This is a genomic window from Plantibacter sp. MPB07 (assembly GCF_046619465.1).
GTDB classification, from domain to species: domain Bacteria; phylum Actinomycetota; class Actinomycetes; order Actinomycetales; family Microbacteriaceae; genus Plantibacter; species Plantibacter auratus.
The window spans coordinates 3,389,792-3,415,202 of sequence record NZ_CP177043.1 but is presented as its reverse complement, the minus strand read 5'-3'; the positions used below and the strand labels follow the sequence as shown (position 1 = coordinate 3,415,202).

The following is a 25,411-nucleotide window of genomic DNA, read 5'->3' as shown; positions in this document are numbered from 1 at the left end:
CCGCGTGATCACTCTCTACCGTCCCGGCTCCGGCTGGCTCCATCGCGCGCCGGCCGGCCCGAAGGCGCTCGGCATCCTCGTCGTGGTGCTCGCGATCTCGCTCCTGCCGACGAGTTGGTGGACCGCTGGCATCGCCACCGCGGTGACCGTCCTCGCCTACCTCGCCTCGGGCCTCGGCCTCGGCGAGCTCGGACGGCAGCTCCTGCTCATCCGCTGGATCATCACGATCACGGTGGCCGGCCAACTGCTGTTCCTCGACGTCGAGTCCGCCGTGTCGAACACCTCCCGGATCGTCGCCGCCATCCTGCTCGCGGCGCTCCTGGTGCTGAGCACGCGGGTCGCCGACCTGCTCGACGCCTTCGAGCGCGTCCTCCAGCCCCTGGGTCGCTTCGGTGTCGACCCCTCGCGCATCGCCCTGATGCTCGCCGTCGCCATCAACACGGTGCCCGTCCTCGCCCGCTTGGCCACGAGCGTCCGGGAAGCGCAGCGGGCGCGCGGGGCCGGGTCGAACCTCGTGACCTTCGTCGTGCCGTTCCTCGTGGTGTCGCTGAAGCACGCCGACGAGCTCGGTGAGGCCCTCACCGCCCGGGGCGTCCGATGAGCGGCGACGACACCGTGCGCGTCCTCGGCAAGACGGTCGACGACGAGACACGCTGCGTCCACTATGCGACCCCGCTCGACGTCATCGCGATCCGCTTCGCCTGCTGCGGCGAGTACTACCCGTGCCATCTGTGCCACGCGGAGTGCGCCGACCACCCGGCCGAGCAGTGGCCGCGCGAGCAGCGCGACCGCGAGGCGATCCTGTGCGGCGTGTGCTCGACGGAACTGACGATCGACCGCTACCTGGAAGTCGACGGCTGCCCGAACTGCGACGCCCGGTTCAATCCGGGCTGCCGCCTGCACTCGGCGTACTACTTCCAACCGTGACCGCCCGCCGGTAGACGCGGTTGCGGGCGGCGAGGATCGCGGCACCGATGGTGGCGGCGATGAGCGAGCCGGCGAGCACACCGACCTTGACGTGGTCGTCGGACTCGCTGCCGACCCCGAAGGACAGTTCACCGACGAGCAGCGACACCGTGAATCCGATGCCCGCGACGAACGCCATGCCGACGAGGTCGACCCAGCGGATCGACGGGTCGAGGCCGAGGCCGGGCAGGCGGGTGACGAGGAACGTCGTCACCAGGATGCCGATGGGCTTGCCGAGGACGAGCCCGGCGATGATCCCGAGCGCGATGGTGTCCTGGAAGGACTCGACGAGCCCGGAGAGCCCGCCGATGACCACGCCCGCGGAGAAGAACGCGAAGATCGGGACGGCGACCGCCGTGGAGACGACGCTCCAGCGATCGGCGAAGTGCGCCGCGAGGCCTTCGTAGATCGGACGCCCCTCCGCGGTGGTCCCCACCTGGACGCGGGCACGCTTGGTCGAGAAGACGGGCACCATGAAGCCGAGCAGCACGCCGGCGACGGTCGCGTGGATACCGGACGCGTGGATGAGCGCCCAGGTGCACAGGCCGAGCGGGATGAGCACCCACCATGCCCGGACGCCGCGCTGGACGAGCACGGCGAAGACGGCGAGCGGCACCGCGGCGAGCGCCAGCGGCAGGAACTCGATGTGGTCGGTGTAGAAGATCGCGATGATGCTGATGGCGATGAGGTCGTCCACCACGGCGAGCGTGAGCAGGAAGGTGCGCAGTGCCGGCGGCAGGAACTTGCCGACCACCGCGATCACCGCGACCGCGAACGCGATGTCCGTGGCGGCCGGGATCGCCCAGCCCTGCAGTGCGTCGGGCCCGGCGCTCAGGTTCACGAGGACGTAGATGACGGCGGGCACGGCCACACCACCGACCGCAGCGGCGATGGGGAGCGCGGCGGTCTTGGGGTTCCGGAGCTTGCCGGCGACGAACTCCTCCTTGAGCTCCAGCCCGACGACGAAGAAGAAGATCGCGAGGAGTCCGTCGGCCGCCCAGGCACCGATGGAGAGGTTCAGATGGAGCGCCTCCGGACCGAAGGTGAAGTCCCGGACGCTCAGGTAGAACTCGGAAGCACCGGTGTTGGCGAGCACGAGCGCGAGTGCGGTGGCGACGACGAGGAGGGCGCCACCGACGGTGTCCTGTTGGAGCGTCTGGTGGATGCCACGCCAGATCGAGTGCGGGGCCTGGTCGGCCGGCAGGTCGTGGGAGCGGTGAGCGTCGGGCATACGGATCCTTCGGGTGAGGGTTCGGTCGAGCAGCAGAGCGATCCCGATCGATCGCCCGCCGACCAGACTTCCCGGCGCACCAGCCTCCATTCTAGGCGATCGGGCAAGCGGCCGGTCGGGAACTCTGCGCGGGCGGCCCGCGCGGTGCTTGGATGCATCCATGAGCTCATCACCACCACCCGGCGCCCACCCGGACGAACCGCATCGCGGTGACCTCGCGGGCCGCTTGAACTGGCTCCGTGCTGGTGTACTCGGCGCGAACGACGGCATCGTCTCCGTCGCGTCCCTCGTCGTCGGTGTCGCCGGTGCCACGACCGACAGCGCCCCGCTCCTCGCAGCGGGTGTCGCGGGGCTCGTCGGTGGTGCGATCTCCATGGCCCTCGGCGAGTACGTGTCGGTGAGCAGCCAGCGGGACAGTCAGCGGGCCCTCATCGCGAAGGAGCGGCGGGAGCTCTCCGACGACCCCGAGGCGGAGCTCGCGGAACTCGCCGGGATCTACGAGGCGAAGGGGCTCCAGCCGACGACCGCGAGGCGGGTCGCCGAGGAGCTGACCGCACACGACCCGCTCACGGCGCACCTCGAGGCCGAACTCGGCATCACCGAGGACGCGGTCGTCAGCCCGTGGGCGGCCGCCGGCGCCTCGGCGCTCGCCTTCACGGTCGGGGCGTTGCTCCCCCTGCTCGCGATCCTGCTGCCGCCGCCCGAGGTGCGCGTCCCGATCACCTTCGTCGTCGTGCTCATCGCACTGGCGCTCACCGGCTTCACGAGCGCGAGGATCGGTGGCAACCCGGTGCTCCGCCCGACCGTCCGGGTCGTGGTCGGCGGAGCGCTCGCCCTCACAGCCACCTTCGCGATCGGCACCCTGCTCGGCACGAGCGGCGTGGTCTGATGGCCGGGGTCCTGGCAGTCGAGGACGAACCGACGACGGGTGCACTGGTGCTGTGTGGTCCGGGGAGTTCTCTGGGAGTCTGCTGGAGCCCCGCCCGGACGTCGAGCTCCCGGGTGTAGAAGTGAAGGGCGTCCACCAGGTCGCCCTGTCGGATTCGATCAGTGCGGATCGACAGCCCGAAGAACATGTGAGGAGCACCATATGAGCGCAGGAGACAAGATCAAGAACGCCGCCGAAGACCTCGCGGGCAAGGCCAAAGAGGCCGTCGGCAAGGCGACAGACAACGACAAGCTCGTCGCGGAGGGCAAGGCCGACCAGGCCAAGTCCGACGTGAAGCAGGCCGGTGAGAACGTGAAGGACGCGTTCAAGAACTGACCTCCCGATCACACGAACGCCGGTGCCCCGCTCGGGTCACCGGCGTTCGTCTGTCTGCGGGACGCCGACTCGGCTCACCCCCGGTCCCTGACCCCCCTCCCCCGGTCCCTGGCGCCCCTCCCCGGTCCCTGGCTCCCCTCCTCCGGTCCCTGGCTCCTCTCCCCGGTCCCTGAGCTTGTCGAAGGGCACACGGAAAACCCCGCCAATCCGGCCGATCTCCCCCGGTCCCTGAGCCTGTCGAAGGGCACGCGAGGGGCTTCCCGTTCCGGTGATCTTCCTCCGGTCCCCGAGCTTGTCGAAGGGCACACGAGGGACCTCCTGCTCCGGTGATCTTCTTCCGATCCCTGAGCCTGTCGAAGGGCACGCGAGGGGCTTCCCGTTCCGGTGATCTTCTTCCGATCCCTGAGCCTGTCGAAGGGCCAACGGAAAACCCCGCCGATCCGACCGACCTCCCCCGGTCCCTGAGCCTGTCGAAGGGCACGCGAGGGGCTTCCCGTTCCGGTGATCTTCCCCCGGTCCCTGAGCTTGTCGCAGGGCACACGAGGGGCTTCCAGTTCCGGTGATCTTCTTCCGATCCCTGAGCCTGTCGAAGGGCACGCGAGGGGCTTCCCGTTCCGGTGATCTTCTTCCGATCCCTGAGCTTGTCGAAGGGCCCACGAGCAACTTCCACAGTCCCCAGACTCATCATCTGGAATGTCAGTGGTCCATGGTGGACTGGTTCCATGACCGAGACCACCACCACCGCGATCCGCGACGGCGATGACTACGCCGCGCAGCTGGTGGAGTTCTCGGAGGAGTACGCGGAGATCCACCGGCTGCGGGCGGCTCTCGACGCCCGAGAAGCGCGCTTGCTGGCTCGCTCTGCCGCATATGCGGACGCGCTCGCGGACTCGGTCGTTCCGGCCGTGTTCCCGCCGGCCGAGCGACTGGCCCTCTCCCGCCGATCCACCTGCGCAGCCCTCGCGATGGCGACCCGCACCCCCGAGCAGACGGTCCAGCGGGCGACGAACGACGCCGAGCGTCTCGTGAACGACGCACCCGCCGTGCTCGAGTCCCTCGAAGCCGGCCGCATGTCAGCGCGGCACGCGCAGACGATCATCGACCAACTCAATGACGTGCCGACCGCGGGGCGAGCGGCGTTCCTCGCTGAGGTCTTGCCGGTCGCGGAAGAGTCCACCAACGCGAACCTCCGCAGACGCGCCCGCGTCCTCCGCGAGCGCCTCCACCCCGAATCGATCACCGCGCGAGCGGTCCGCTCCGAAGCTGACCGCCGGGTCGAGTTCGAGCCCGCGGCCGACGGCATGGCGTGGGTGCACCTCTTCACCACGGCGCCCATCGCGCAGGGCATCATCGAGCGCGTCGAAGCGGCCGCGGCGGAGTCACGCAAGGCGGGCGACACCCGCACCTGCGGACAGCTGCAGGCGGATGCCCTCGCGGCGCTCGCGCTCACCGGTGTGACCCCGGACGACGTCATGTCGAGCCCGGTGCTCCCGCACCCGATCGAGGTCCAGGAGCACATCAAGCCCACCGTGCAGATCACCGTCCCGGCATTGAGCATGGCCGGCGTCAGCGACGCCCCGGCCACCCTCGACGGCTACGGCCCCATCGACCCGGAGACCGCAGCACGCATCGCGGTGAACGCGCCCAGCTTCACCCGGATCCTCGTCCAACCCGAAACCGGCGCGATCCTCTCCGTCGGACGCAACCAGTACCGCGTTCCCGCCGACCTGCAGCGCGCAGTGCGCCTCCGGGACGGCACCTGTCGCGCACCCGGCTGCGGCAGACGCGCCCGGGCCTGCGACCTCGACCACTCGGTCGCCTGGGAAGACGGCGGGACGACGGATGTCGGTAACCTCGCCTGCCTGTGTCGACATCATCACCGGATGAAGCACCTGCCCGGCTGGAACCTCGACCACGGACCCGGTGGGGTCCTCGACTGGACAACGCCCGACGGGAAACACCATCGAACGGAACCGGATCCCGCACCGTTCTGAACCCCGCCGCAATCCCTGAGCCTGTCGAAGGGTTCCTCGTGCGCACTTCGACAGGCTCAGTGACCGGGAGAGGTGTGCCCGGAACGATGCGGGTTCCTCGCGAGCACTTCGACAAGCTCAGTGACCGGAAGAGGTTCACCGGAACGATGCGGGTTCATCGCGGGCACTTCGACAAGCTCAGTGAGCGGGAGAGGTTCACCGGAACGATGCGGGTTCCTCGCGGGCACTTCGACAGGCTCAGTGAGCGGGAGAGGTTCACCCGCGACGCTCCGGTCCCTGAGCCTGTCGAAGGGCACTCAGGCCTGCAGTGCAGCTAGTCCTTGATGAGCAGGATCGGGTCGCCGTCGAAGGAGTCGTACGGGTTCGGGTCGGTGAAGCCGCCGTCGTACATGAGGCCGGCCGGAGCCTTGCCACCGGCGGGAGCCGCCGCGACGTAGCACTGCGTGATCGGCGCGCCAGCGTCGAACTCCTCGGTGAACGACTCGGATCCGCACTCGTCCCACCCGATGAGCGTGGCCTCCTGGACCTTCTCGCCATCGGCGTCGACGGGCGAGAAGGAGGTCGCGTCGCTGTTGAACGCCACCGGGTCGCCCGACACCTTGGTCATCTCGAGCCGGATGAGCGTGATGTCGTAGCCGTCGAGTTCCCCGCCGTCGAACTGCGTCTTGAGGAACGCGACCTGGTCGGCCGTCGCGGGGGTGACCTCGGTCAGCTTCGCGCTGATGAGCGCGGTGACGCCGTCGGTGCCCTGCGACTCGTAGACGATCGGTTCATCGATCCCGACCTGCGCTCCAGGCTCGGTGACCTCACCGTCCGCCGATCCGGTCGAGGTCGGCTTCGACGTCGCAGACGACGAAGCCTTCTCCGTCGGCTTCGCGTCGGGGGCCGACGGCGTGGAGCATCCGGCCAGCACGAGCATGGCTGCGACGGGGAGGGTGATCAGGGCGGTGACGCGGGAGAGCTGCATCGGGATTCCTTTCGGCGGCGGACTCCAGCAGTCTGTCCCGCGCGCCGTTGCCGCGCGATGGGGACAACTCCCCACCGGGGCGGCCGGGCTCCTGCCGTCGGGTCCCGGCAGGATCCCCCGCGGCCTCTCAGGAATCTCTCTGCTGGCGTTCATCCGAGCGGCGGACGATGAGACGACGCGCCAGGTTGTCGCGTCCGAGGGGAACCCATGACTGCGACGATCACCGTCCCGACCGCGCCCTCGCGCCGTCGGTGGGACGCCCTCCACACCCTCCTCGGCGGCCGCGCCGCACCCTGGGTCGTCGGCCTGTTCGCCACCCTCGTCTCGCTCATCGGCATCGGCACGCCGTCGTACTGGGGTGACGAGGCGGCGAGCGTCCTCGCCGCCGAACGCCCCCTCCCCGTCATGTTCGGGATGATCGGCCACATCGACGCCGTCCACGGCCTGTACTACGCGTTCCTGCACGTCTGGACCGGTGCCTTCGGCACCGCCGAGGCCGTCACGCGGTTCCCGAGCGCGATCGGCGTCGGCTTGGCCGCGGCCGGCACGGTCGTGCTCGCGCGGTCCATCTTCACCCCGGCGATCGGCATCACGGCGGGCCTCGTGTTCGCCGTCATCCCCCAGGTCACCAGGATGGGCGCCGAGACGCGCTCCTATGCGCTGGGCATGGCCGCGGTCGTGTGGCTGACGGTCTGGTTCGTGTCGCTCGTTCGCCGCCGGTCCACATCGCGCCGCAGCTGGGCGCTCTTCGCCATCGCGAGCGCCGCCTCGATGTACCTGTTCCTGTACCTCGCGATGCTCCTCCTCGTGCACGCCACGTGGATGGTGCTCCAACGCCCCGGGCGGAGGGTGATGCGAGCGTGGGGCTGGTCCCTGGTCGGCGCACTGGTCCTCGGCGCTCCGATCGTGATCGCGGGCATCGCGCAGCGCGAGCAGATCGCGTTCCTCGGCAGGCGGGACTACGCGACGCCGGAATCGGTGCTCGTCGGCCAGTGGTTCCAGACGCCGGCCTTCGCCGTGCTCGCGTGGCTGCTCATCGTGCTCGCTCCCATCGGGGTCCTCGTGGTGCGCCGATCCTCCCGACAGCGTCGCGCCCTGGCGATGATCGCCGTCTGGGCGCTCGCACCGACCGCGCTGCTCATCATCGGCAACACCCTCGTGACGCCGATGTACAACCTGCGCTACGTCACCTTCTGCGTCCCGGCCGTCGCGATCATGATGGCGCTCGGACTCCGGACGATCATCGACCTCCTGCCGAAGCGGGTGGACCGCGCGGTGGCGACCGCGGTCGGTGTCGCGCTCGTGCTGGCGCTCGCGATCCCGGTCCTCGCGGAACAGCGCGGCCCGTTCGCGAAGGACGACGGCAGCGACCTCCGGCAGACCGCGGAGGTCGTCCAGGCCCATGCCGCGCCGGGCGACGCGGTCGTCTTCGACCAGTCGGTGAAGCCCTCGCGCAAGTCGCGGCTCGCGATCGACCTCTACCCGCAGGCCTTCGCCGGTCTCGACGACGTGGCGCTCGAGACGAGCTACCGCGACCGCCCCGAGCTCTGGGATCTCGCCGCGCCGCTGTCCGAGATCCACGACCGGCTCATCGGCCACGACACCGTCTGGGTCGTCGAGGGCTCGAGCACCTCTCCGAACGTGGCGGATCTGGAGGCGCTCGGCTACCACGTCGAGCAGCGGATCCCCGTCCACCGCAGCATCGTCTTCGAGCTGGTCAGGTCGTGACGCGATGGTGATCCGAGCCCTTCCCGATCCGCGCGCACTGCTCCGGCGACCGATCGTCCGCGAGGTCGCCGCCTTCGGCCTCGTCGGCGGCGCCGGCTTCCTCGTCGACGTCGGGGTCTTCAACCTGCTCGCGTACACCGTGTTCCTCCACACCGGCACCTCCGGGCTGCTGGTGGCGAAGGGCATCTCCACGACGCTCGCCATCGTGGCCAACTGGGTGGGCAACCGGCTCCTCACCTTCCGCGCGCATCGGCGCTCGGACGTCGCCCGCGAAGCGCTCGAATTCGGTCTGGTGAGTCTCGCGGGCGGCGCGATCGCCCTGGCCTGCCTCTGGGTCTCCCACGACGCGATGCACTTGACGACGCCGCTGGCGGACAACGTGTCGGCGAACATCGTCGGGCTGGCCCTCGGTTCCGCGTTCCGCTTCGTGCTCTACCGCTTCTGGGTGTACGGGCCGCGGGCGGAGCGGACGGGACCGATCCCGGTGCGCATCGACCCGTGAGGCCGTAGAGTCAGCGACTCGCGTTGTGCTGCGAGACGGCGTCGCTGACCCAGGAGAACTCGTCGACGAACCGCGAGAGCAGCCGGGCGAGTTCCGCTCGATCGCGCTCGCTCCACTTGCCGACGAGGGTGTTGTAGACCTGCTGCGCCGCCTGCCGGTGTCGTTCGAGGGCGGTCCGTCCCTCGTCCGTCGCGCTCACGAGCACCGCGCGGCGATCACTCGGATCCGTCGCCCGGACGACGAGACCACCCTCCTCGAGGCGACGCACCTCGGCCGTCGCGGTCGACTTGTCGACGTCCATCCAGCCCGCGACCGTGGACATGCGGATCGGCCCGGCGGTGATGACGTATTCGAGGAGCCACGCGTCCGTGGCGGTGAGGGCGGCACCCTCGGCGTCGTGCAGTGAACGCCGGTTGTCGGCCCTGGTGGACCACCGGAGCACCGTCGCGAGGGACGCCTGGATGACGGCTCCCGCCTCGGCGGGGTCGACGTCATCGCTCATAGCTGAATTCTTTCTGAATACGTGCGTTCGGGTGTTGGTTCGACCATACCAACTATATAGTGGGACAGCACCAACTAAACATCACCCGTCCCCCACCTCGAGCGCTGCGGAGAACACAGCCCATGGAAATCCCCGGATACGTCTGGCTGCTGACGATCGTCGGCATTCTGGCCCTCCTCGCCTTCGACTTCATCTTCCACGTGCGCAAGGCCCACGAGCCGACGCTGCCGGAAGCCGCGAAGTGGTCGGCCCTCTACGTCGGTATCGCCATCGTCTTCGGCCTCGGCGTCCTCTTCTTCGGCGGTGGCACACTCGGATCCGAGTACTTCGCCGGCTACATCACGGAGAAGGCCCTGTCGGTCGACAACCTCTTCGTCTTCCTCATCATCATGTCGAGCTTCCGCGTGCCGCGGGCCGACCAGCAGAAGGTGCTCCTCTTCGGCATCGTCTTCGCCCTCATCGCCCGCACCGGCTTCATCTTCCTCGGTGCCGCCGCGGTGAACGCCTGGTCCTGGCTGTTCTACATCTTCGGCGCGTTCCTCATCTTCACGGCGATCAAGCTCCTCCGCCCGGAGGAGGAGAGCGACGACGCGAACAACTTCGTCATCCGTCTCGCCAAGCGTCTCTTCAAGACGACCGACCGCTACGACGGCGACAAGCTCGTCACCATCGAGAACGGCAAGAAGGTCCTCACGCCGATGCTGCTCGTCATGGTCGCCATCGGCGGCACCGACCTGCTCTTCGCGCTCGACTCGATCCCCGCGATCTTCGGCCTCACGCAGAACCCGTACATCGTCTTCACCGCGACGGCGTTCTCGCTGCTCGGCCTCCGTCAGCTCTACTTCCTCATCGACGGCCTGCTCGACCGCCTCATCTTCCTGAGCTACGGCCTGGCGGCGATCCTCGGATTCATCGGTGTGAAGCTCGTCCTGCACGCGCTCCACGAGAACACCCTGCCGTTCCTCAACGGTGGCGAGCACATCCCGGTGTTCGAGATCAGCACTGGCCTGTCGCTCATCGTCATCATCGGCATCCTGACCGTCACGGTCCTCGCCTCGCTCCTCAGCCCGGCCGGTCGTGCACACACGATCATCAGCGACGCCCGCACCCAGGCGAAGAAGATCGTCGACCACGCCGACTCCCCGGAGGACATCCCGGACGGTCACCACGTGGACGAGGTCGAACTCGAGACGAGCTACACCCGCATGGTCGAGCGCCAGAAGTCGTTCGCGAACCTGAAGCCCAAGCACCAGGCGAAGGCGGCCGACGACGAGGAGCTCCAGCGGCTGCTCGCCCGGGCCCACGAGCTGCAGGCGAAGAGCTCCGACTCCCGCGGCCTGCTCTGAACGGGCCGGGAATCCGGGCGCTCGCCCGGCTGAACCGATAACGTGGACGTGCGCTCCCAGCTTCGGCCGGGGGCGCACGTCCCACACCTCACCACCAGCAACACGATGAAGCATCTAGGAGACGGAACCATGGGTCTGAGTCTGGAAAAGGGCCAGTCGCTCTCACTGACGAAGCAGGACGGCGGTTCGCTCACGCGGATCCGCCTCGGTCTCGGCTGGGACGGCGTCGCACCGGTGAAGCGCGGCTTCTTCGGCCGCTCGTCCGCACCCGACATCGACCTGGACGCCTCAGCGATCTTCTTCGACGCCACCGGCAAGGTGCTCGACACCATCTGGTTCCAGCAGCTCGCGAGCAAGGACGGCTCGGCCAGCCACACCGGCGACAACCTCACGGGTGCCGGCGACGGCGACGACGAGACGATCCTCGTCGACCTCTCGAGGGTCGCCCCGTCCGTCCAGCAGATCGTCTTCGTGATCAGCAGCTACAGCCGCCAGACCTTCGACACCGTGCAGAACGCCTTCAGCCGGATCATCGACGACTCGACCCCCGGCTCGCCCGAGGTCGCCCGCTACCAGCTCACCGACTCCGGTCCGCACACCGCGATGATCATGTCGAAGGTCTCGCGCGAGGGCAACGGCTGGACCTTCAAGGCGATCGGCGAGCGCGCCAACGGGCGTTCCGTCATGGACCTGCTCGGCCCGGCCGCCCAGGCCCTCTGAGCACCACCCGCAGCAGTCCCCCGCGCGCCAGCGCAGTTCCGAAGGAGAAGCGATCACCATGGCAGGACTCACCCTCGAAAAGGGCAACAACCTCTCGCTCACCAAGACCAGCCCCGGCCTGACGGTCGCGACGGTCGGTCTCGGGTGGGACCCGCGCACCACGAGCGGTGAGGCCTTCGACCTCGACGCCTCCGCGCTGCTCGTCGGTGCGAACGGCAAGGTGCGCTCCTCCGCCGACTTCATCTTCTACAACCAGCCCGCCTCGGCGGACGGCTCCGTCAAGCACCTCGGCGACAACCGCACCGGCGACGGCGAGGGCGACGACGAGCAGATCTCGGTCGATCTGAACGCGGTCGGGGCAGACGTCGAGCGCGTGATCATCGCCGTGTCGATCGACAAGGCCGACGAGCGTCGCCAGAACTTCGGCCAGGTCCGCGGAGCGTACTGCCGCATCGTCGACCAGGACGGCACCGAGATCGTCCGCTTCGACCTCAGCGAGGACGCCGCCCCCGAGACCGCCATGCTGTTCTCGGAGCTCTACCGCAACGGATCCGAGTGGAAGTTCAAGGCCGTCGGCCAGGGCTACACCACCGGTCTCGCCGGCATCGCCGGCGACTTCGGCGTCCCGCTCGGCTGAGCACCGACGCCTCCACCACGAGCAAGCCACACACGAGAGCAAGGTCGACCGCATGAGCACGCCACTCACTCCGCCAGACGCCAACGAACAGGCAGCAGCCTCCCTCGTGCTGCACGCTCCGGATGCACCGGACGTCGTGCAGGCCGAAGAGGCACCGGGCATGGTTCCGGTCCCGGCCGAGCGCCAGACGGAGATCCAGCAGCAGGCGCGCTCCTTCGTGACGGAGGTCGCGACGCTCGACCCGCGCTCGCCCGAATTCACGCAGAAGATCGAGGGTATCTCCCAGATCGGCGGCAAGGAGATGGTGCAGTCGAGCGGGTACTCCTCCCGCATGCTCGACCGCTCGTCGACCTCGGTCGCCGGTGCGAAGCGTTCGGGTGACAGCGCGCAGATCAAGGTCGCGACCACGCTCGGCGACCTCCGCAGCACGGTCGAGGACCTCACGCCGAACCAGGCGGACCTCGGCGTCGGGCGCAAGATCCTCGGGTTCATCCCGGGCGGCAACAAGCTCGCCAAGTACTTCCAGAAGTACGAGTCCGCGCAGACCCAGCTCGACAAGATCATCAAGTCGCTCATGGCCGGCCAGGACGAGCTCCTCAAGGACAACGCCGCCCTCGCCGGCGAGAAGGTCCAGCTCTGGGAGACGATGCAGGCGCTCAGTGAGTACGCCGTCTTCGCGAAGGCGCTCGACGCCGCCTGCGTCGCCAAGATCGACGAAGCCCGCTCCTCCGGACGCATCGAGGAAGCCCAGAAGCTCGAGGCCGACGTCCTCTTCCCCGTCCGCCAGCGTCACCAGGACATCCTCACGCAGCTCGCCGTCTCGGTGCAGGGCTACCTGGCGATGGACCTCATCCGCAAGAACAACCTCGAGCTCATCAAGGGTGTCGACCGCGCTCGCACCACGACGATCGCCGCCCTGCGGACCGCCGTCGTCGTCGCGCAGGCCCTCGCGAACCAGAAGATGGTCCTCGACCAGATCGACGCGATCAACACCACGACGAACAACATGATCCTGCAGACGAGCGAGATGCTGAAGGATCAGACCACGCGCATCCACCAGCAGGCCTCCACCGCGGGTGTCAGCGTCGAGACCCTGCAGCGCGCGTTCGACAACGTCTTCCAGACCATGGACGCGATCGACACCTTCCGTGCCGAAGCCGCCAAGAACATGGAGGGCACCGTCAACGCGCTCGAGTCTGGTCTCGAGAAGGCGAAGCCGTACCTCGAGCGCAGCCGTCAGGCCGAGCAGCGCGAACTGCGGTAGCCTCACGCTCGGGTGATCGGGCGCACGGGTCGCTGAGGACGAAGGGGGACGAGGGATGGCATTCGGACGACTGCTGAACGCACTGCGGACCGGCGGGGCCGAGCCGCTCGGCGTCGTCGATGCCACGCCGGCGCCCGTCGGTGAGACCGAGGACGAGCAGACGGCCCGGCACCTCGACGAACTCCGCGACTCGGTGCGCTCCGTGGGGCGCGACCTCCCCACGCTGCTCACCTCGCAGCTCCGACAGATCGACGACCAGTTGCGCCTCGTCGTCGCGACGATCGCCGACCAGGGTGCGTCGACCGAGCAGCGCGTGCTCCTCGCCGCGATGGTGACGGACTACCTCCCCAGCCCGCTGCGTTCCTTCCTCGCGCTGCCGGCCGCGGACCGCACCGACGACTCCCGCAGCACGATCGTCTTCGCCCGTCAGCTGGAGCTCATCGAGGAGACCATCCGCGACCTCCTCAACCAGATCCGCATCGGCGCGATCGCCGAACTCTCGACGCACGGTCGCTTCCTCTCCGACAAGTTCCAGGAGCCCGACGCCGGTCTCGTGCTGGGTGCGCACTGATGGCGTCGCTGATCGCGGGCGCGAACGCCGCGCTCACCGCCGAGAACCCTGGTCTCGACGCCGTGCTCATCGGGTTCGGCTGGGACGTCATCGCGAGCCGCGGGCCGCAGAGCGAACCCGTGCCGCTGGCGATCATGTGCGGCGACGACGGCAAGGCGCTGTCCGACGACCACCTCGTGTTCTTCAACCAGGTCGAGAGCCAGGACGGCGCGGTCACCTTCTCGTCCGAGGCCGACGACGAGGAGATCGACGTCGAGCTGTCGCGGGTGCCGGACGCCGTGTCGAAGATCGCCTTCCTGCTCTACATCGACCCCGACGTCCGCGGTCCCGGCGACTTCTCGCCTGTGCGCTCGGCGTTCGTCCGCGTCGCCACGCCCGACGGTCGGGAGCTCGTGCGCTTCGACGTGCCGATCGCCGAGGTCCGCAGCAGCCAGGCGCTGCTCCTGGCCGAGCTGTACCGGCACCGGTCGGACTGGAAGTTCCGCGCCCTCGGGCAGGGGTACGCCGGTGGGCTCGCCGGCGTGGCACGCGACTTCAGAATCGACCTCTGAGCCGTGCCGCTCAACACCTCCCCGGTGCGACGGGACATCGACTACCTCCGTCGTCGGGTGAAGCCGAGACCTGAGCCGGTGGCGCAGGCGGAACCCGTGGCGAGCGCCCCGGCAGCACCTCCCCCCGCAACGCCCGCCGCGTCGGCAGAACCGTCGACGGGACTCACGCTCGGCGGGCCGTCGACGCCCGCCGCCGCACCCCCTGCCCCGGCGGCATCGGCAGCGCCGTCTGCACCGTCTGCACTCTCGACAGGACTCTCGCTCGGCGGATCCTCGTCGCCCGCTCCCGCTACGCCGTCGGGACGCCCCGCCACCACACCCGCCGCAGCTCCCACGACCCCGCAGCCCTTCCCAGCCCCGACAGCTGAGGAGGTCCGCGTCCTCGACGACGAGACCCCGCTGGTCCGGCTCGACCCGCGTCAGTCCGCGATCGGCAGCCTCATCGTCGGCGGAGCGACGGCGGTCGTGTGGGAGACCGTCGAACTCGTGACGGGGGTCGCGACCGCCGACGGTATCGACGGCACACCGGTGACGACGCCCGGCAACCGGCCGCTGCTCGGCTTCGACGGCGGCGACGCGATCCTCGCGCTCCGGCACGTGCACCTCATCCGGCGGGCGTTGTTCGTCGGCACAGCCGGCCACCCACTGACGGTGCAGCTCTTCGACGGCGAGAGCTTCGCCGCGGCTGACGACACCGGCGCACCGCCGGTCGTCTCGCTGTTGCGCATCGGGTCGAGACTCGAACTCCGCCTCGAACCCCTTCCCGCCGAGATCCCCCTCGAGACGCTCCTGCAGCAGTTCGGCTTCGAGCCGACGCCGTACGTCGTCGCCCGCGAACCCCGGAGACGATGACCATGCGCCACTTCAGTTACGTCGACGACAAGCGCGCGTCGCGGCTGTTCCACAAGCTCCCGAGCCCCATCAGCATCGACTCCCCGCCGGAACACGTGGCGGCGGCACTCGGCGCCACGCTCTACAGTCCCGGCACGCGCCCGACGCTCGCGAAGGACGTCGTGAAGCAGGCGAAGCACGGCTGCCTGAGCATGGTGCTGTGCCTCGAGGACTCGGTCCCCGACGACGCGGTCGAGTTCGCCGAGACGAACGTCGCGGAGGCGATGCAGCAGCTCGCCGCCAAGAGCTCGGGGTCCAAGCGCCCCGTGCTGCCGCTGCTGTTCATCCGCGTCCGCACGCCCGAGCAGCTCGAGCGGGTCGCCGGGCTCCTCGGTCCGGGACTCGACCTCCTGAGCGGCTTCGTCATCCCCAAGTACGAGAACAGCGACGGGGTGGCGGACCGCTTCTTCGAAGCGCTCGGTCGCGTGCAGCGCGACTACGGGCAGGACGGGTCGAACGGCGCGCGTCGCCTCCGGGTCATGCCGATCCTCGAGTCGCCGCGGATGATCCACCGCGAGACCCGCGACGACACCCTCTCCGGGATCGTCGACGTCACCAAGGCCCACCGCGAGGACGTCCTGGCGGTCCGCATCGGCGCCACCGACCTCTCGAGCGCCTTCTCGCTCCGGCGCTCCCGCGACCTCACCGTGTACGACGTGAAACTCGTCTCCTCGGTCATCGCCGACGTCGTCAACGTCTTCGGTCGGCCGGGCGACGACTTCGTCATCACCGGCACGGTCTGGGAGCACTTCCACAACGCGGAGCGGCTCATGCGCCCGCAGCTGCGCATGACGCCGTTCCAGGACGCGAACGAGGCGCAGCTGCGTCAGAAGCTCCTCCTCAAGGGACTCGACGGCCTCATCCGCGAGATCGCGCTCGACCAGGCGAACGGGCTGCTCGGCAAGACGGTCATCCACCCGAGCCACGTGCCGGTCGTCCACGCGATGTCGGTCGTGAGCCACGAGGAGTACGTCGACGCCCTCTCGGTCGTCGGCGATGTGGGCGGCGGTGCCAACGCCTCCCCGTATCGGAACAAGATGAACGAGATGAAGCCGCACCAGGCGTGGGCGCGCAAGACCCTGCTCCGCGCGGAGGCCTTCGGGGTGGCAGCGGAGGAGACGACGTTCGTCGACCTCCTCGAGACGAGCATGCGGTGACCGTATGGACGGGCCGCTTCGTCAGTGACGCCGTCGGCATCGGCCTGCGCTCGGACGCGTCCCGAAGCCTGATCCCGGTGGAGGACCTCGTCGGTCTCGCACTCCGCGACAACCCCAAACGCGCGCAGTTGCTCGTGTCGACGGTCCTCGCCAAACACGTGCCGACCGTGCCCGGCCTGGCGCTCGCCGCCGGAGAACTGCTCGGACTGCTGGTGCGGAGCGCGCTCGACGGCAGCGATCCGGAGACGGCTCCGTTCGACACCGTGGCGCAGCTCCTGGCCCGTCGGGAACGGCCGGACGCTGACGGTCTCGCCGCCCTCACCGCCGTCCGCGAGCACCTCGCCCAGCTCCGCGATGCGGCCCCAGTGGCCGGGCCGGAGCTCGTCACCGTCGGCTACGCGGAGACGGCGACCGGGCTCGGCCACATCGTCGCCGACGCGCTCGGCTCGCCGTACCTCCACTCCACGAGGCACGAGGCGGACGTGCCCTTCACGCCGTTCGAGGAGGAGCACTCGCACGCGAGCGACCACCGCCTGTACCCGAGCGACCCCGCGTGGGCCACGGTGGGCGGCACCACGGTGCTCGTCGACGACGAGTTGAGCACCGGACGCACCGTGCGCAACACGATCACCGCGCTGCACGCCACCACGCCGCAGGCGCACTGGGTGATCGCGGGCCTCATCGACCTCCGTTCGGATGCGGACCGGCAGCGCTTCGACGACCTCGCCCACCGCCTCGGCACCCGGATCACCGTCGTCGCGCTCGGCGTGGGTGCCGTCGACCTTCCGGAGGACGTCCTCGCCCGCGCGCGAGCGGTCATCGACGCTGCACCCGCCGCATCGGTCGCGGGTTCGACCGCAGCCGGCGACGTCGTCGTCGTGGACGCCTCCGACCTGTCGCCCGTGCGGAGCGCGCGCTTCGGTGCGCCAGGACGCCTGGACGACGCGGTGACCGCCGCGATCGCCGACCGAGTCCTTCCGGAGCTGCCGGACGGCGAGGTCGTGGTGCTCGGCTCCGAGGAGTTCATCGCGGTACCGCTGGCCGTCGCCGACCACCTCGACCGCACCCGCGGAACGACGCGCTTCTCCACCACCACGCGGTCCCCCATCGCCGTCATCGACCGTGACGACTACGCCATCGCGAGCGCGGTGTCCTTCACCAGCCACGACCGCACGATCGACGGCTTCGGACCCCGCTTCGCCTACAACCTCTCGCGCGGTGGCTCGCGGTTCGCGGCGGTGGTCCTGTTCCCGGAGCCGGGCGCCGACCGCGAGCTCCTGCTCCGGACCGACGGCGTCGTCGAGGCGCTGCGGACCGTCACCGACCACGTCATCGTCGTCCTCCTCACCGAATCCGTCCCGACCCCAGCCGAATGGAACCCCGCACCGTGACCATCGACGCCGCTGCCCTCCCCGAGCCGCTCACCGGACCGGACTTCGGGTCCTACGACGCCTCGGAGGTGCGCTGGCTGCTGACCGACCTCGGCGACACCCGCCTCGAGGCCGACGCTTCGGAACGCGAGGCCGCGATCCAGAGCGGTCGCGCACACTACGCCGAGTCGCTGCCCATCGAGTACCTGCCCTCCCCCGAGTACGAGGAGCTCTACCGGGACGCCCTCGCGCGGTCGAGCCGACGTCTCGCGGTGGCCGTCGGTGTCGTCACCGACCTCGTCCTGGCGTCCCGCGAGAACCGGCCGGTGCTGGTCTCCCTCGCCCGCGCCGGAACGCCCATCGGGATCCTCATGCGTCGCTGGGCGAAGGAGGTCCGCGGGATCGACGTGCCGCACTACACGATGAGCATCGTGCGCGGTGTCGGCGTCGACGGGACCGCGCTGCGCTACCTCGCGGCGCACCACGACCCGGAGCAGATCGCGTTCGTCGACGGCTGGACCGGCAAGGGCGCCATCGCCCGCGAACTGACGGCGGCGCTGGAACTCTTCGCCGAGACCGACGGCATCCGCTTCTCCGACGAACTGGCGGTCCTCGCGGACCCCGGCCACTGCGTGCCCGTCTACGGCACCCGCGACGACTACCTCATCCCCTCGGCGTGCCTGAACTCCACCGTCTCCGGCCTCGTGTCCCGCACGGTGTACAACCGCGAGCTGCTCTCCGACGACCAGTTCCACGGTGCCAAGTTCTACCGCGAGCTGAGCAGTCACGACGTCTCCGGCGCCTTCCTCGACGCGGTCTCCAGCCGCTTCGCCGAGGTGGTCGACGACGTCGCAGCGGGCGTGGAGGAGGCCTCCACGGCCGATCGCGAACCGAGCTGGATCGGCTGGGAGGCCGTCGAGCGGATCCGGGAACAGTACGACATCCCGACCGTGAACCTCGTGAAGCCGGGTGTCGGCGAGACCACTCGCGTCCTGCTCCGCCGGGTGCCGTGGAAGGTGCTCGTGTCGCCGGACGCCCTCGACGACGTCGCGCACGTGCTCCTGCTCGCCGAGCAGCGCGGTGTGCCGGTCGAGGTCGTGCCCGGGTTGCCCTACAGCTGTGTCGGACTCATCAACCCGTTGAGCGACGCCGCGGCGGGAGACGCCCAGTGAGCGCCCTCGTCGCCTGCGACCTCGACCGAACTCTCATCTACTCGCCGAAGGCGTTCTGGCTCGAGACGCCGGACCCCGATGCGCCGTCGATCATCGTCTCGGAGCTCTGGAACGGCGTGCCGATCTCGTTCATGACGCGCGAGTCGGAGCGCCTGCTGATCGAGCTGCGCTCACAGGCCGTCTTCATGCCCGTCACGACGCGGACCGTGGCGCAGTATCAGCGGGTGCAGCTGCCGGGTGGTGCGCCCGATTACGCGATCACGAGCAACGGCGGCGAGATCCTCGTCGACGGCGTCCCGGACGCCGATTGGCGCGGTCGCGTGCGAGCGCACCTCACCGACCACACCGCTCCGCTCGACGAGGCGCTTGCCCGCTTCGAGGAACTGGCGTCGCCGACCTGGATCCTCAAGACGAACGTCGCGGACGCGCTGTTCTTCTACTCGATCGTCGAGCGCGACGCGATCCCGGCGGGCTGGCTCGAACAGGTCGAGCAGGAGTGCGAACGGCTCGGATGGACGGTGTCGCTGCAGGGACGCAAACTCTACTGCGTGCCGCGGACGCTCACGAAGCACGACGCCGTCAGCGAGGTCGCCCGCCGCCTCGACGGACCACTCGTCCTCGCGGCCGGTGACTCGCTCCTCGACCAGTCGATGCTGGAGACCGCCGACCTCGCGTTCCGGCCGGCGCACGGCGAGCTCGACGACGAGGGCTTCACGATCGACACGCTGACGGTCACCGAGCGGCGCGGCATCCTCGCCGGCGAGGAACTGCTGCGGCTGATGACGGCGGCAGCCGTCCGGGGCCGCTGACCCGAGGCCCGATCACCAGGGCAGGTCGAGACTCGGTACCAGGCCGCCCGCGGCTGTGCCGGAGCCCGGGCACACGAGCACGCCATCGGCGTCGGCGAGCCCGCGGAGCATGGCTGCCCCGTGCCAGGGCGTCGGCTCCGCAAGCGGCGTCGGCGAGTCCGCATCGTGCACCGAGCGGTAGGGGCGCAGCACCGTCCCTGAGCGAGCCCCGTCGACGGGCGAGGCGAGCACCGCCGGTCGCAGGGCCGGGAGCTCGAGTCCCTGGAAGCCCGCGAGCACCGGGTGCACGAGCGTGAGGACACTGAGCAGTGCGGCGAGCGGGTTGCCGGGCAGCCCGACGAACAGACGACCGTCCGGCAGCCGCGCGAGCAGCGCCGGGCCACCCGGGCGGACGTCGACGCCGTCCACGAGGAAGTCCGCGCCAGCGTCGCGGAGCAACGCTCGGACGTGATCGGCTCGGGAGTCACCGGTACCACCCGTGGTCACGACGAGGTCCCGCTGCTGGCGGGCCGGGACGCCGACCGCACTCGTCAGCCCGAGGGCGTCGGCCGTGGTGGACGCGTCATCGCCGACACGGACGCTGGACGTGACGACGCCACCGAGCGAGGCGATCACTCCCGGGAGGGATGGGCCGAAGCTGTCGCGCACGAACCCGGGCGCGGGCACGCCGCTCGTGACGACCTCGTCGCCCGTGAGGACCAAGCGGACCCGCGGCAGCGGCATGACGGACACGCGGTCGAAGCCTGCACCGGCGGCGACCGCGAGGTGCACGGGCCCCAGGCGAGTGCCGGCGTCGAGGACCGTCGATCCCGCGGGTGACTCGGTTCCGGCGGGCCGGATGTGCCGCCCCGGGCGCGGCTCCTCGCTCGGCGCGGACGGCGCGAGGTGGAGGCGAGCTGATCCCGAGCCCAGCTCGACCACGCCGTGCTCGAGCTGGAGCACGGCCTCGGCGCCCGCCGGGATCAGTCCACCGGTCAGGACGTCGACCGCGACACCGTCGCCGAGTCCGACCGATCGTGCGCGCTCGGCGTCTCCACCGGTCAGCAAGGTCCACGGGCCGACCCCGGCCACCGCCCAGCCGTCCATCGCCGAGGAGGCGTAGTGCGGGATCGCGATGGGCGAGACGAGCGGCGCCGCGAGGACATGTCCGAGAGCCTCGGAGAGCGCCAGGGTGTCGACGACGTCGGACCGCTGCGCGGCACCCGCCGCATGCGCGATGCTGCGGGCGTCCGACCAGGAGGACCTCGTCATGCGGTCGAGTCCGAGGCGACCAGCCGTTCGACGGCCGCGGTCGCGGCCTCGGCGGCGGCGACCGGATCCGCCCCGCTCGCGAGCGCCTTCCCGACGGCGATGCCGACGAGGTAGGTGGTGAGCGGGGCGGCCGGACGCCGCACGGCGTGCGCGGCCGTGCCCGCGAGTCCGAGGACGGCGTCGATGTCGACCGCGACGTCGCCGAGCTCCAGCTCGGCGGATACTCGTTCGGTCCAGTCGGCGAGGACGGCATGCAGGTCATCGGTCATGGGAGACGCTCCTCAGGGTCGGCGGTCGGCGGTCGGCGTGGTGGACGCGGTCGGCGTCGGCGACTCGACGGCGGTGACGACCCCGAGGTCGGTCGCGTCGGCCCAGGTGTCGACGTCGGCCGAGCCGCCGTCGGGAATGGGCACCTGTCGGAGGACGAGTCCGGCGAGCAGCTGGCGGACGGAGACACCCGCGAGGTCACCGCTCGGCTGCGACGCCCGGAGTGCGGCGACCCGGCGTTCCAGGGCCTCCCGGTGGTAGACGGCGAGCAGCGACTGCTCACGACCGGAGTCGTCCACCGCGACCCAGCCGTCGGTGCCGGTCCCGGTCGCGGCTGCTTCGAGCACCGCGGCGAGCGCAGGTGCGGCATCCGGCATGTCGCAGGCGAGGACGGCAACCTGCGTGGGGCCCTCGGCCGCGACGCCATCACGCAGGGCGTCCAGGCCTGCGGCGATGGCCGCGGCAGGGCCGCCGAAGACGGGGCGTTCACGGACGAAGCGGACCGGAGCGGTCGTCCGGGCCTCGGGGCCGACCACGACGACACGGCCGCCGGCCGCCCGCGCAGCATCGACCGCGAGCTGGAGGAGCGTCCGGCCGTCGCGGAACAACGACGCCTTCGCGACGCCGCCGAGACGGGAGGACCGCCCTCCCGCGAGGATGATCGCGTCGACGGACATGGCACCAGCCTAGGCCGCGATCCAGCCCCCGAGGCGGCTGCGGATCCGGTGAGGCACCTTGCCCTCGTCCGATGGGGGTGATAGCCATGAGCCATGACTCGCATCACGGCGCGCAGACGCGTCACCCGCATCACCGTGGGACAGCCCGCGCGCACCCGCGAGGACGTCCTCGCCGTCGAGGAGCCACTCGAGATCCGTGTCGGTGGTCGTTCGCTCGCCATCACGATGCGGACGCCCGGCCACGACGTCGACCTCGCCATCGGCTTCCTCGTCTCCGAGGGCGTCATCGGCCGGGGTGACGACGTCCGGACCGCGCGCTACTGCGCCGGAGCGACGGACGAGGGCGTCAACACGTACAACGTGCTGGACATCGCCCTGTCGCCCGGCGTCCCCGCCCCGGATCCGAGCTTGGAACGGAACTTCTTCACCACCAGCTCGTGCGGCCTCTGCGGCAAGGCGAGCATCGACGCCGTCCGGACGAGCTCGCGCTACTCCGTCGCGGACGACGACTTCCGCCTCGACCCGGCGCTCCTCGTGACCTTCCCCGACCGCCTCCGGGCACAGCAGGCGGTCTTCGAACGCACCGGCGGTCTGCACGCGGCCGGCCTGTTCGACGCCCGCACCGGCGAGATGCTCGTGCTCCGCGAGGACGTCGGCCGACACAACGCCGTCGACAAGGTCGTCGGATGGGCGGCGAAGGAGGGGTTGCTCCCGCTCCGCTCCATGGTCCTGATGGTGTCGGGGCGCGCGAGTTTCGAGCTCACGCAGAAGGCCTCGATGGCCGGCATCCCGATGCTCGCCGCCGTCTCCGCTCCGTCCTCGCTCGCCGCCGAACTGGCCACCGAACTCGGGATGACGCTCGTCGGCTTCCTCCGTGGCGACTCGATGGTCGTCTACAGCGGAGCGCACCGGCTCGCCGACCCGGCCGAAGGCTCGGCACCAGCAGCACTCCAGACCGGAGCGAACGCATGAGCGCCGAACCGCCCGTCGAGGACGTCACGGACGCCGACATCGAGGTCACCCACCCGAAGCACGTCGCCGTCGGCCTGCCCGGCATCCTGCACTCCATGGAGCCCGCCCTCCGGCAGCTCGGGCCGAAGCGGACCGCGGAGCTCTTCACGTCGATCAACCAGCGCGGCGGCTTCGACTGCATGAGCTGCGCCTGGCCCGACCCGGACGACCGCAAGAAGCTCGAGTTCTGCGAGAACGGCGCGAAGGCCGTCATCTGGGAGGCGACGCCGGTCGTCATCCCGAGCGCCTTCTGGGCCGAACACTCGCTCACCGATCTCGCCGACAAGTCGGAGTACTGGCTCGGCATGCAGGGTCGGCTGTCGGAGCCCGTCTACAAGCCGGCCGGTTCGGACCACTATCGGCCGGTGAGCTGGGACGAGGCGTTCGCCATCGTCGGCGAGCAGCTGCGCGGTCAGGAGTCCCCCGACGAAGCCGTCTTCTACACGAGCGGCCGCGCGTCGAACGAGGCGGCCTTCGTCTACCAGCTCTTCGTCCGCGCCTTCGGGACCAACAACCTCCCCGACTGTTCGAACATGTGCCACGAGTCCACCGGCACGGCGCTCGGCGAGGTCATCGGCGTCGGGAAGTCGACCATCCGGTACGAGGACTTCGAGCAGGCCGACCTCATCATCGTCATGGGCCAGAACCCGGGCACGAACCATCCGCGCATGCTCACGGCGCTCGAGGACGCGAAGCAGGCGGGCGCGACGATCGTCTCGGTGAACCCGCTCCCCGAGGCGGCGCTCGAGCGGTACAAGAACCCGCAGACGGTCCGCGGCATGGTCGGGCGCGGCACGGTCATCTCCGACCAGTTCCTGCAGATCCGGCTCGGCGGCGACATGGCGCTGCTGCAGGCGGTCTCGAAGCGGGTCCTGGACGCCGAGGCGGCAGCTCCGGGGACGATCCTCGACCACGCGTTCCTCGCCGAGCACTGCCTCGGACTCGAGGAGCTCACGGCCCACCTGGCCGACCTCGACGAGGCGGCCGTGCTCGAGGCGACCGGCCTCACGAGCGAGCAGATCGACGAACTCTCCGAGCGCTACATCGCGTCGAACGCGACGATCGTCACCTGGGCGATGGGTCTGACCCAGCACAAGGCGGCGGTCAACGGGATCAAGGAGATCATCAACCTGCTCCTCCTCCGCGGGAACATCGGCAAGCCTGGCGCCGGGGCATCGCCGATCCGCGGGCACAGCAACGTGCAGGGCGACCGGACGATGGGTATCTGGGAGCAGATGCCCGAGTCCTTCCTCGCCGCCATGGAGCGCGAGTTCGCGGTCCCGATGCCGCGGGAGCACGGGGTCGACGCGGTGAACGCGATCCGAGCGATGCAGCGGGGCGAGGTCCGCACCTGGATCTCGCTCGGCGGCAACTTCGTCGCGGCGATCTCCGACACCGCCGCCGCCGAGGCCGCGATCCGCGGAACGCAGCTGTCCGTGCAGATCTCCACGAAGCTCAACCGGTCGCACGCGGTCACCGGCGAGGCGGCGATCATCCTGCCGACCCTCGGGCGCACCGAGATCGACCTGCAGGCGAGCGGACCGCAGATGGTCAGCGTCGAGGACTCGGTGTGCGCGGTCCACGCCTCGCACGGACGCATCCCGCCGGCAGCGCCCGGTCTGCTCTCCGAGGTCGCCATCATCACGCGCCTCGCGCGAGCGACGCTCGGTGAGGACTCGGGCATCGCCTGGCAGGCGTTCGAGGACGACTACGACACGATCCGCGAACACATCGGACGGGTCGTGCCGGGCTGCGAGGGGTACAACGAGCAGATCCGCCGCGAGGACGGCTTCGTCCTGCCGAACGGACCGCGGGACTCCCGCACGTTCACGAACCCCGAGGGCCGCGCCCTGCTGACGGTCAACGAGCTCGAACCGATCCACTGCCCGCCCGGTCGGCTGCTCCTGCAGACCCTGCGCTCGCACGACCAGTTCAACACGACGATCTACAGCCTGAACGACCGGTACCGCGGCATCAAGAAGGGCCGGAACGTCGTCTTCGTCAACCCGGACGACCTCCGCGACCTCGGCCTGGAGGACGGCCAGACGGTGGACGTCTTCAGCGAGTGGGCCGGACAGCCGGATCGGGAGCTCCGCGGCTTCCGCGTCGTCTCCTACCCGACCGCTCGTGGATGCGCCGCGGCGTACTTCCCCGAGGCGAACGTCCTCGTCCCGCTCGACTCGACGGCCGACCGCAGCAACACCCCGGTCTCGAAGGCGATCGTCGTGCGGTTGCAGCCGGCCGCCTGACAGCCGGAGCGACGTCGATCCGAGCGACGGTCTGAGCGGTTCATTCGTATGCGCGGAGGAGCTGCCAGCGTCCGCGCGCGGCGTCGAGTCGGATGTCGAAGACGAAGGACCGGCCGTTTGCAGCGGTCGCCTGGAACCGCCAGGCGGGGGTCGCCGCGGGTGGATGGGTGACGAACGAGACGTTCGGCTCGAGCGGGGTCGGGGTGTCGGTGACGAGGTACCGGGCTCCGTCCCAGAACAGTCGCTCCGGCACGCCTGCCGGCGTCGTCCAGACCGCGATCTCGGTGCTCGTGATCAACATGCGTGGCCTCCCG

General features: G+C 70.0%; 27 protein-coding genes. 20 read left to right on the top strand and 7 right to left on the bottom strand.

What is annotated here, in order from left to right; genetic code table 11:
• The first annotated feature begins 4 nt into the window (after positions 1-4).
• Together ACLIME_RS15860 and ACLIME_RS15855 are read left to right on the top strand one after the other, a co-directional pair.
• A complete protein-coding gene (locus ACLIME_RS15860) occupies positions 5-601 on the top strand; it encodes an energy-coupling factor transporter transmembrane component T family protein (RefSeq protein ID WP_411557512.1) in 597 nt (198 codons plus the stop codon).
• Positions 598-927: a CHY zinc finger protein gene (locus ACLIME_RS15855; RefSeq protein WP_411557511.1), complete on the top strand. Its 330-nt coding sequence runs from the start codon at positions 598-600 to the stop codon at positions 925-927. Before ACLIME_RS15860 ends, ACLIME_RS15855 begins: the two co-directional genes overlap by 4 nt.
• Here ACLIME_RS15855 and nhaA read toward each other — a convergent pair.
• Entirely contained in the window at positions 881-2,197 is a 1,317-nt protein-coding gene (gene nhaA, locus ACLIME_RS15850) for a Na+/H+ antiporter NhaA (protein WP_411557510.1), read from the bottom strand. The two genes, ACLIME_RS15855 and nhaA, sit on opposite strands and share 47 nt — an antisense overlap.
• A 160-nt stretch (positions 2,198-2,357) precedes the next feature.
• On the opposite strand from nhaA, the gene ACLIME_RS15845 reads away from it, so the two are divergent.
• From ACLIME_RS15845 to ACLIME_RS15835, 3 genes are all read left to right on the top strand, one after another.
• Positions 2,358-3,086, top strand: a complete 729-nt coding sequence (locus tag ACLIME_RS15845) for a VIT family protein (RefSeq protein WP_411557509.1) — start codon at positions 2,358-2,360, stop codon at positions 3,084-3,086.
• A gap of 201 nt (positions 3,087-3,287) precedes the next feature.
• Complete coding sequence (locus ACLIME_RS15840) at positions 3,288-3,461, top strand: CsbD family protein (protein ID WP_079704619.1); 174 nt, start codon at positions 3,288-3,290, stop codon at positions 3,459-3,461.
• A 722-nt stretch (positions 3,462-4,183) separates the two neighbouring features.
• The gene (locus ACLIME_RS15835) at positions 4,184-5,455 is read left to right on the top strand and encodes a DUF222 domain-containing protein (protein ID WP_411557508.1); all 1,272 of its coding nucleotides are present in this window, start codon (positions 4,184-4,186) and stop codon (positions 5,453-5,455) included.
• A gap of 313 nt (positions 5,456-5,768) precedes the next feature.
• On the opposite strand, the gene ACLIME_RS15830 is transcribed toward ACLIME_RS15835, so the two are convergent.
• A complete protein-coding gene (locus tag ACLIME_RS15830; protein WP_079704617.1) occupies positions 5,769-6,422 on the bottom strand; it encodes a hypothetical protein in 654 nt (217 codons plus the stop codon).
• 207 nt (positions 6,423-6,629) lie between these two features.
• Here ACLIME_RS15830 and ACLIME_RS15825 point away from each other — a divergent pair, with 207 nt between their 5' ends.
• Together ACLIME_RS15825 and ACLIME_RS15820 are read left to right on the top strand one after the other, a co-directional pair.
• Positions 6,630-8,150, top strand: a complete 1,521-nt coding sequence (locus tag ACLIME_RS15825) for a glycosyltransferase family 39 protein (protein ID WP_411557507.1) — start codon at positions 6,630-6,632, stop codon at positions 8,148-8,150.
• Between the two features lie 4 nt (positions 8,151-8,154).
• Complete coding sequence (locus tag ACLIME_RS15820; protein ID WP_138945987.1) at positions 8,155-8,652, top strand: GtrA family protein; 498 nt, start codon at positions 8,155-8,157, stop codon at positions 8,650-8,652.
• A gap of 10 nt (positions 8,653-8,662) precedes the next feature.
• On the opposite strand, the gene ACLIME_RS15815 is transcribed toward ACLIME_RS15820, so the two are convergent.
• On the bottom strand, positions 8,663-9,154 hold the full coding sequence (locus tag ACLIME_RS15815; RefSeq protein ID WP_079704614.1) for a MarR family winged helix-turn-helix transcriptional regulator: 492 nt from the start codon (positions 9,152-9,154) through the stop codon (positions 8,663-8,665).
• Between the two features lie 122 nt (positions 9,155-9,276).
• Here ACLIME_RS15815 and ACLIME_RS15810 point away from each other — a divergent pair, with 122 nt between their 5' ends.
• The 11 genes from ACLIME_RS15810 to ACLIME_RS15760 all read left to right on the top strand — a co-directional run bounded on the left by ACLIME_RS15810 (position 9,277) and on the right by ACLIME_RS15760 (position 19,642).
• Positions 9,277-10,500 carry a TerC family protein gene (locus tag ACLIME_RS15810; RefSeq protein ID WP_079704613.1) on the top strand — a complete coding sequence of 408 codons (1,224 nt, stop codon included), beginning with the start codon at positions 9,277-9,279 and terminating at the stop codon, positions 10,498-10,500.
• Positions 10,501-10,629: 129 nt separating this feature from the next.
• Positions 10,630-11,220, top strand: coding sequence for a TerD family protein (locus ACLIME_RS15805; protein WP_079704612.1), 591 nt, complete (start codon positions 10,630-10,632; stop codon positions 11,218-11,220).
• Positions 11,221-11,278: 58 nt separating this feature from the next.
• Positions 11,279-11,857: a TerD family protein gene (locus ACLIME_RS15800; protein ID WP_079704611.1), complete on the top strand. Its 579-nt coding sequence runs from the start codon at positions 11,279-11,281 to the stop codon at positions 11,855-11,857.
• Between the two features lie 52 nt (positions 11,858-11,909).
• Positions 11,910-13,121, top strand: coding sequence for a toxic anion resistance protein (locus ACLIME_RS15795; protein WP_079704610.1), 1,212 nt, complete (start codon positions 11,910-11,912; stop codon positions 13,119-13,121).
• Positions 13,122-13,176: 55 nt separating this feature from the next.
• Positions 13,177-13,692, top strand: coding sequence for a hypothetical protein (locus ACLIME_RS15790; RefSeq protein WP_079704609.1), 516 nt, complete (start codon positions 13,177-13,179; stop codon positions 13,690-13,692).
• A complete protein-coding gene (locus tag ACLIME_RS15785) occupies positions 13,692-14,243 on the top strand; it encodes a TerD family protein (protein ID WP_064295863.1) in 552 nt (183 codons plus the stop codon). The genes ACLIME_RS15790 and ACLIME_RS15785 overlap by 1 nt, the downstream gene beginning before the upstream one ends.
• Positions 14,244-14,246: 3 nt before the next feature.
• Positions 14,247-15,095, top strand: a complete 849-nt coding sequence (locus tag ACLIME_RS15780) for a hypothetical protein (RefSeq protein ID WP_137242675.1) — start codon at positions 14,247-14,249, stop codon at positions 15,093-15,095.
• Positions 15,096-15,097: 2 nt separating this feature from the next.
• Entirely contained in the window at positions 15,098-16,291 is a 1,194-nt protein-coding gene (locus tag ACLIME_RS15775; protein WP_071261351.1) for an HpcH/HpaI aldolase/citrate lyase family protein, read from the top strand.
• Positions 16,288-17,682, top strand: coding sequence for a phosphoribosyltransferase domain-containing protein (locus ACLIME_RS15770; protein WP_411557506.1), 1,395 nt, complete (start codon positions 16,288-16,290; stop codon positions 17,680-17,682). The genes ACLIME_RS15775 and ACLIME_RS15770 overlap by 4 nt, the downstream gene beginning before the upstream one ends.
• Positions 17,664-18,833, top strand: a complete 1,170-nt coding sequence (locus ACLIME_RS15765) for a cysteine protease StiP family protein (protein WP_411557505.1) — start codon at positions 17,664-17,666, stop codon at positions 18,831-18,833. Before ACLIME_RS15770 ends, ACLIME_RS15765 begins: the two co-directional genes overlap by 19 nt.
• Entirely contained in the window at positions 18,830-19,642 is an 813-nt protein-coding gene (locus tag ACLIME_RS15760) for an HAD family hydrolase (RefSeq protein ID WP_124768203.1), read from the top strand. Before ACLIME_RS15765 ends, ACLIME_RS15760 begins: the two co-directional genes overlap by 4 nt.
• Positions 19,643-19,654: 12 nt before the next feature.
• On the opposite strand, the gene ACLIME_RS15755 is transcribed toward ACLIME_RS15760, so the two are convergent.
• From ACLIME_RS15755 to ACLIME_RS15745, 3 genes are read right to left on the bottom strand one after another with little or no spacing between them, the layout of a single operon-like run.
• On the bottom strand, positions 19,655-20,893 hold the full coding sequence (locus ACLIME_RS15755) for a molybdopterin molybdotransferase MoeA (protein WP_411557504.1): 1,239 nt from the start codon (positions 20,891-20,893) through the stop codon (positions 19,655-19,657).
• Entirely contained in the window at positions 20,890-21,162 is a 273-nt protein-coding gene (locus tag ACLIME_RS15750) for a DUF6457 domain-containing protein (protein WP_411557503.1), read from the bottom strand. The genes ACLIME_RS15755 and ACLIME_RS15750 overlap by 4 nt, the downstream gene beginning before the upstream one ends.
• A 12-nt stretch (positions 21,163-21,174) precedes the next feature.
• Positions 21,175-21,837, bottom strand: a complete 663-nt coding sequence (locus tag ACLIME_RS15745; protein WP_411557502.1) for a molybdenum cofactor guanylyltransferase — start codon at positions 21,835-21,837, stop codon at positions 21,175-21,177.
• Between the two features lie 93 nt (positions 21,838-21,930).
• Between ACLIME_RS15745 and fdhD the strand changes: the two genes are divergently transcribed.
• Together fdhD and ACLIME_RS15735 are read left to right on the top strand one after the other, a co-directional pair.
• Entirely contained in the window at positions 21,931-22,809 is an 879-nt protein-coding gene (fdhD, locus tag ACLIME_RS15740; protein ID WP_124768195.1) for a formate dehydrogenase accessory sulfurtransferase FdhD, read from the top strand.
• Entirely contained in the window at positions 22,806-25,097 is a 2,292-nt protein-coding gene (locus tag ACLIME_RS15735) for an FdhF/YdeP family oxidoreductase (RefSeq protein ID WP_411557501.1), read from the top strand. The genes fdhD and ACLIME_RS15735 overlap by 4 nt, the downstream gene beginning before the upstream one ends.
• Positions 25,098-25,137: 40 nt before the next feature.
• On the opposite strand, the gene ACLIME_RS15730 is transcribed toward ACLIME_RS15735, so the two are convergent.
• A complete protein-coding gene (locus tag ACLIME_RS15730) occupies positions 25,138-25,398 on the bottom strand; it encodes a hypothetical protein (protein ID WP_411557500.1) in 261 nt (86 codons plus the stop codon).
• Between the last annotated feature and the right edge of the window lie 13 nt (positions 25,399-25,411).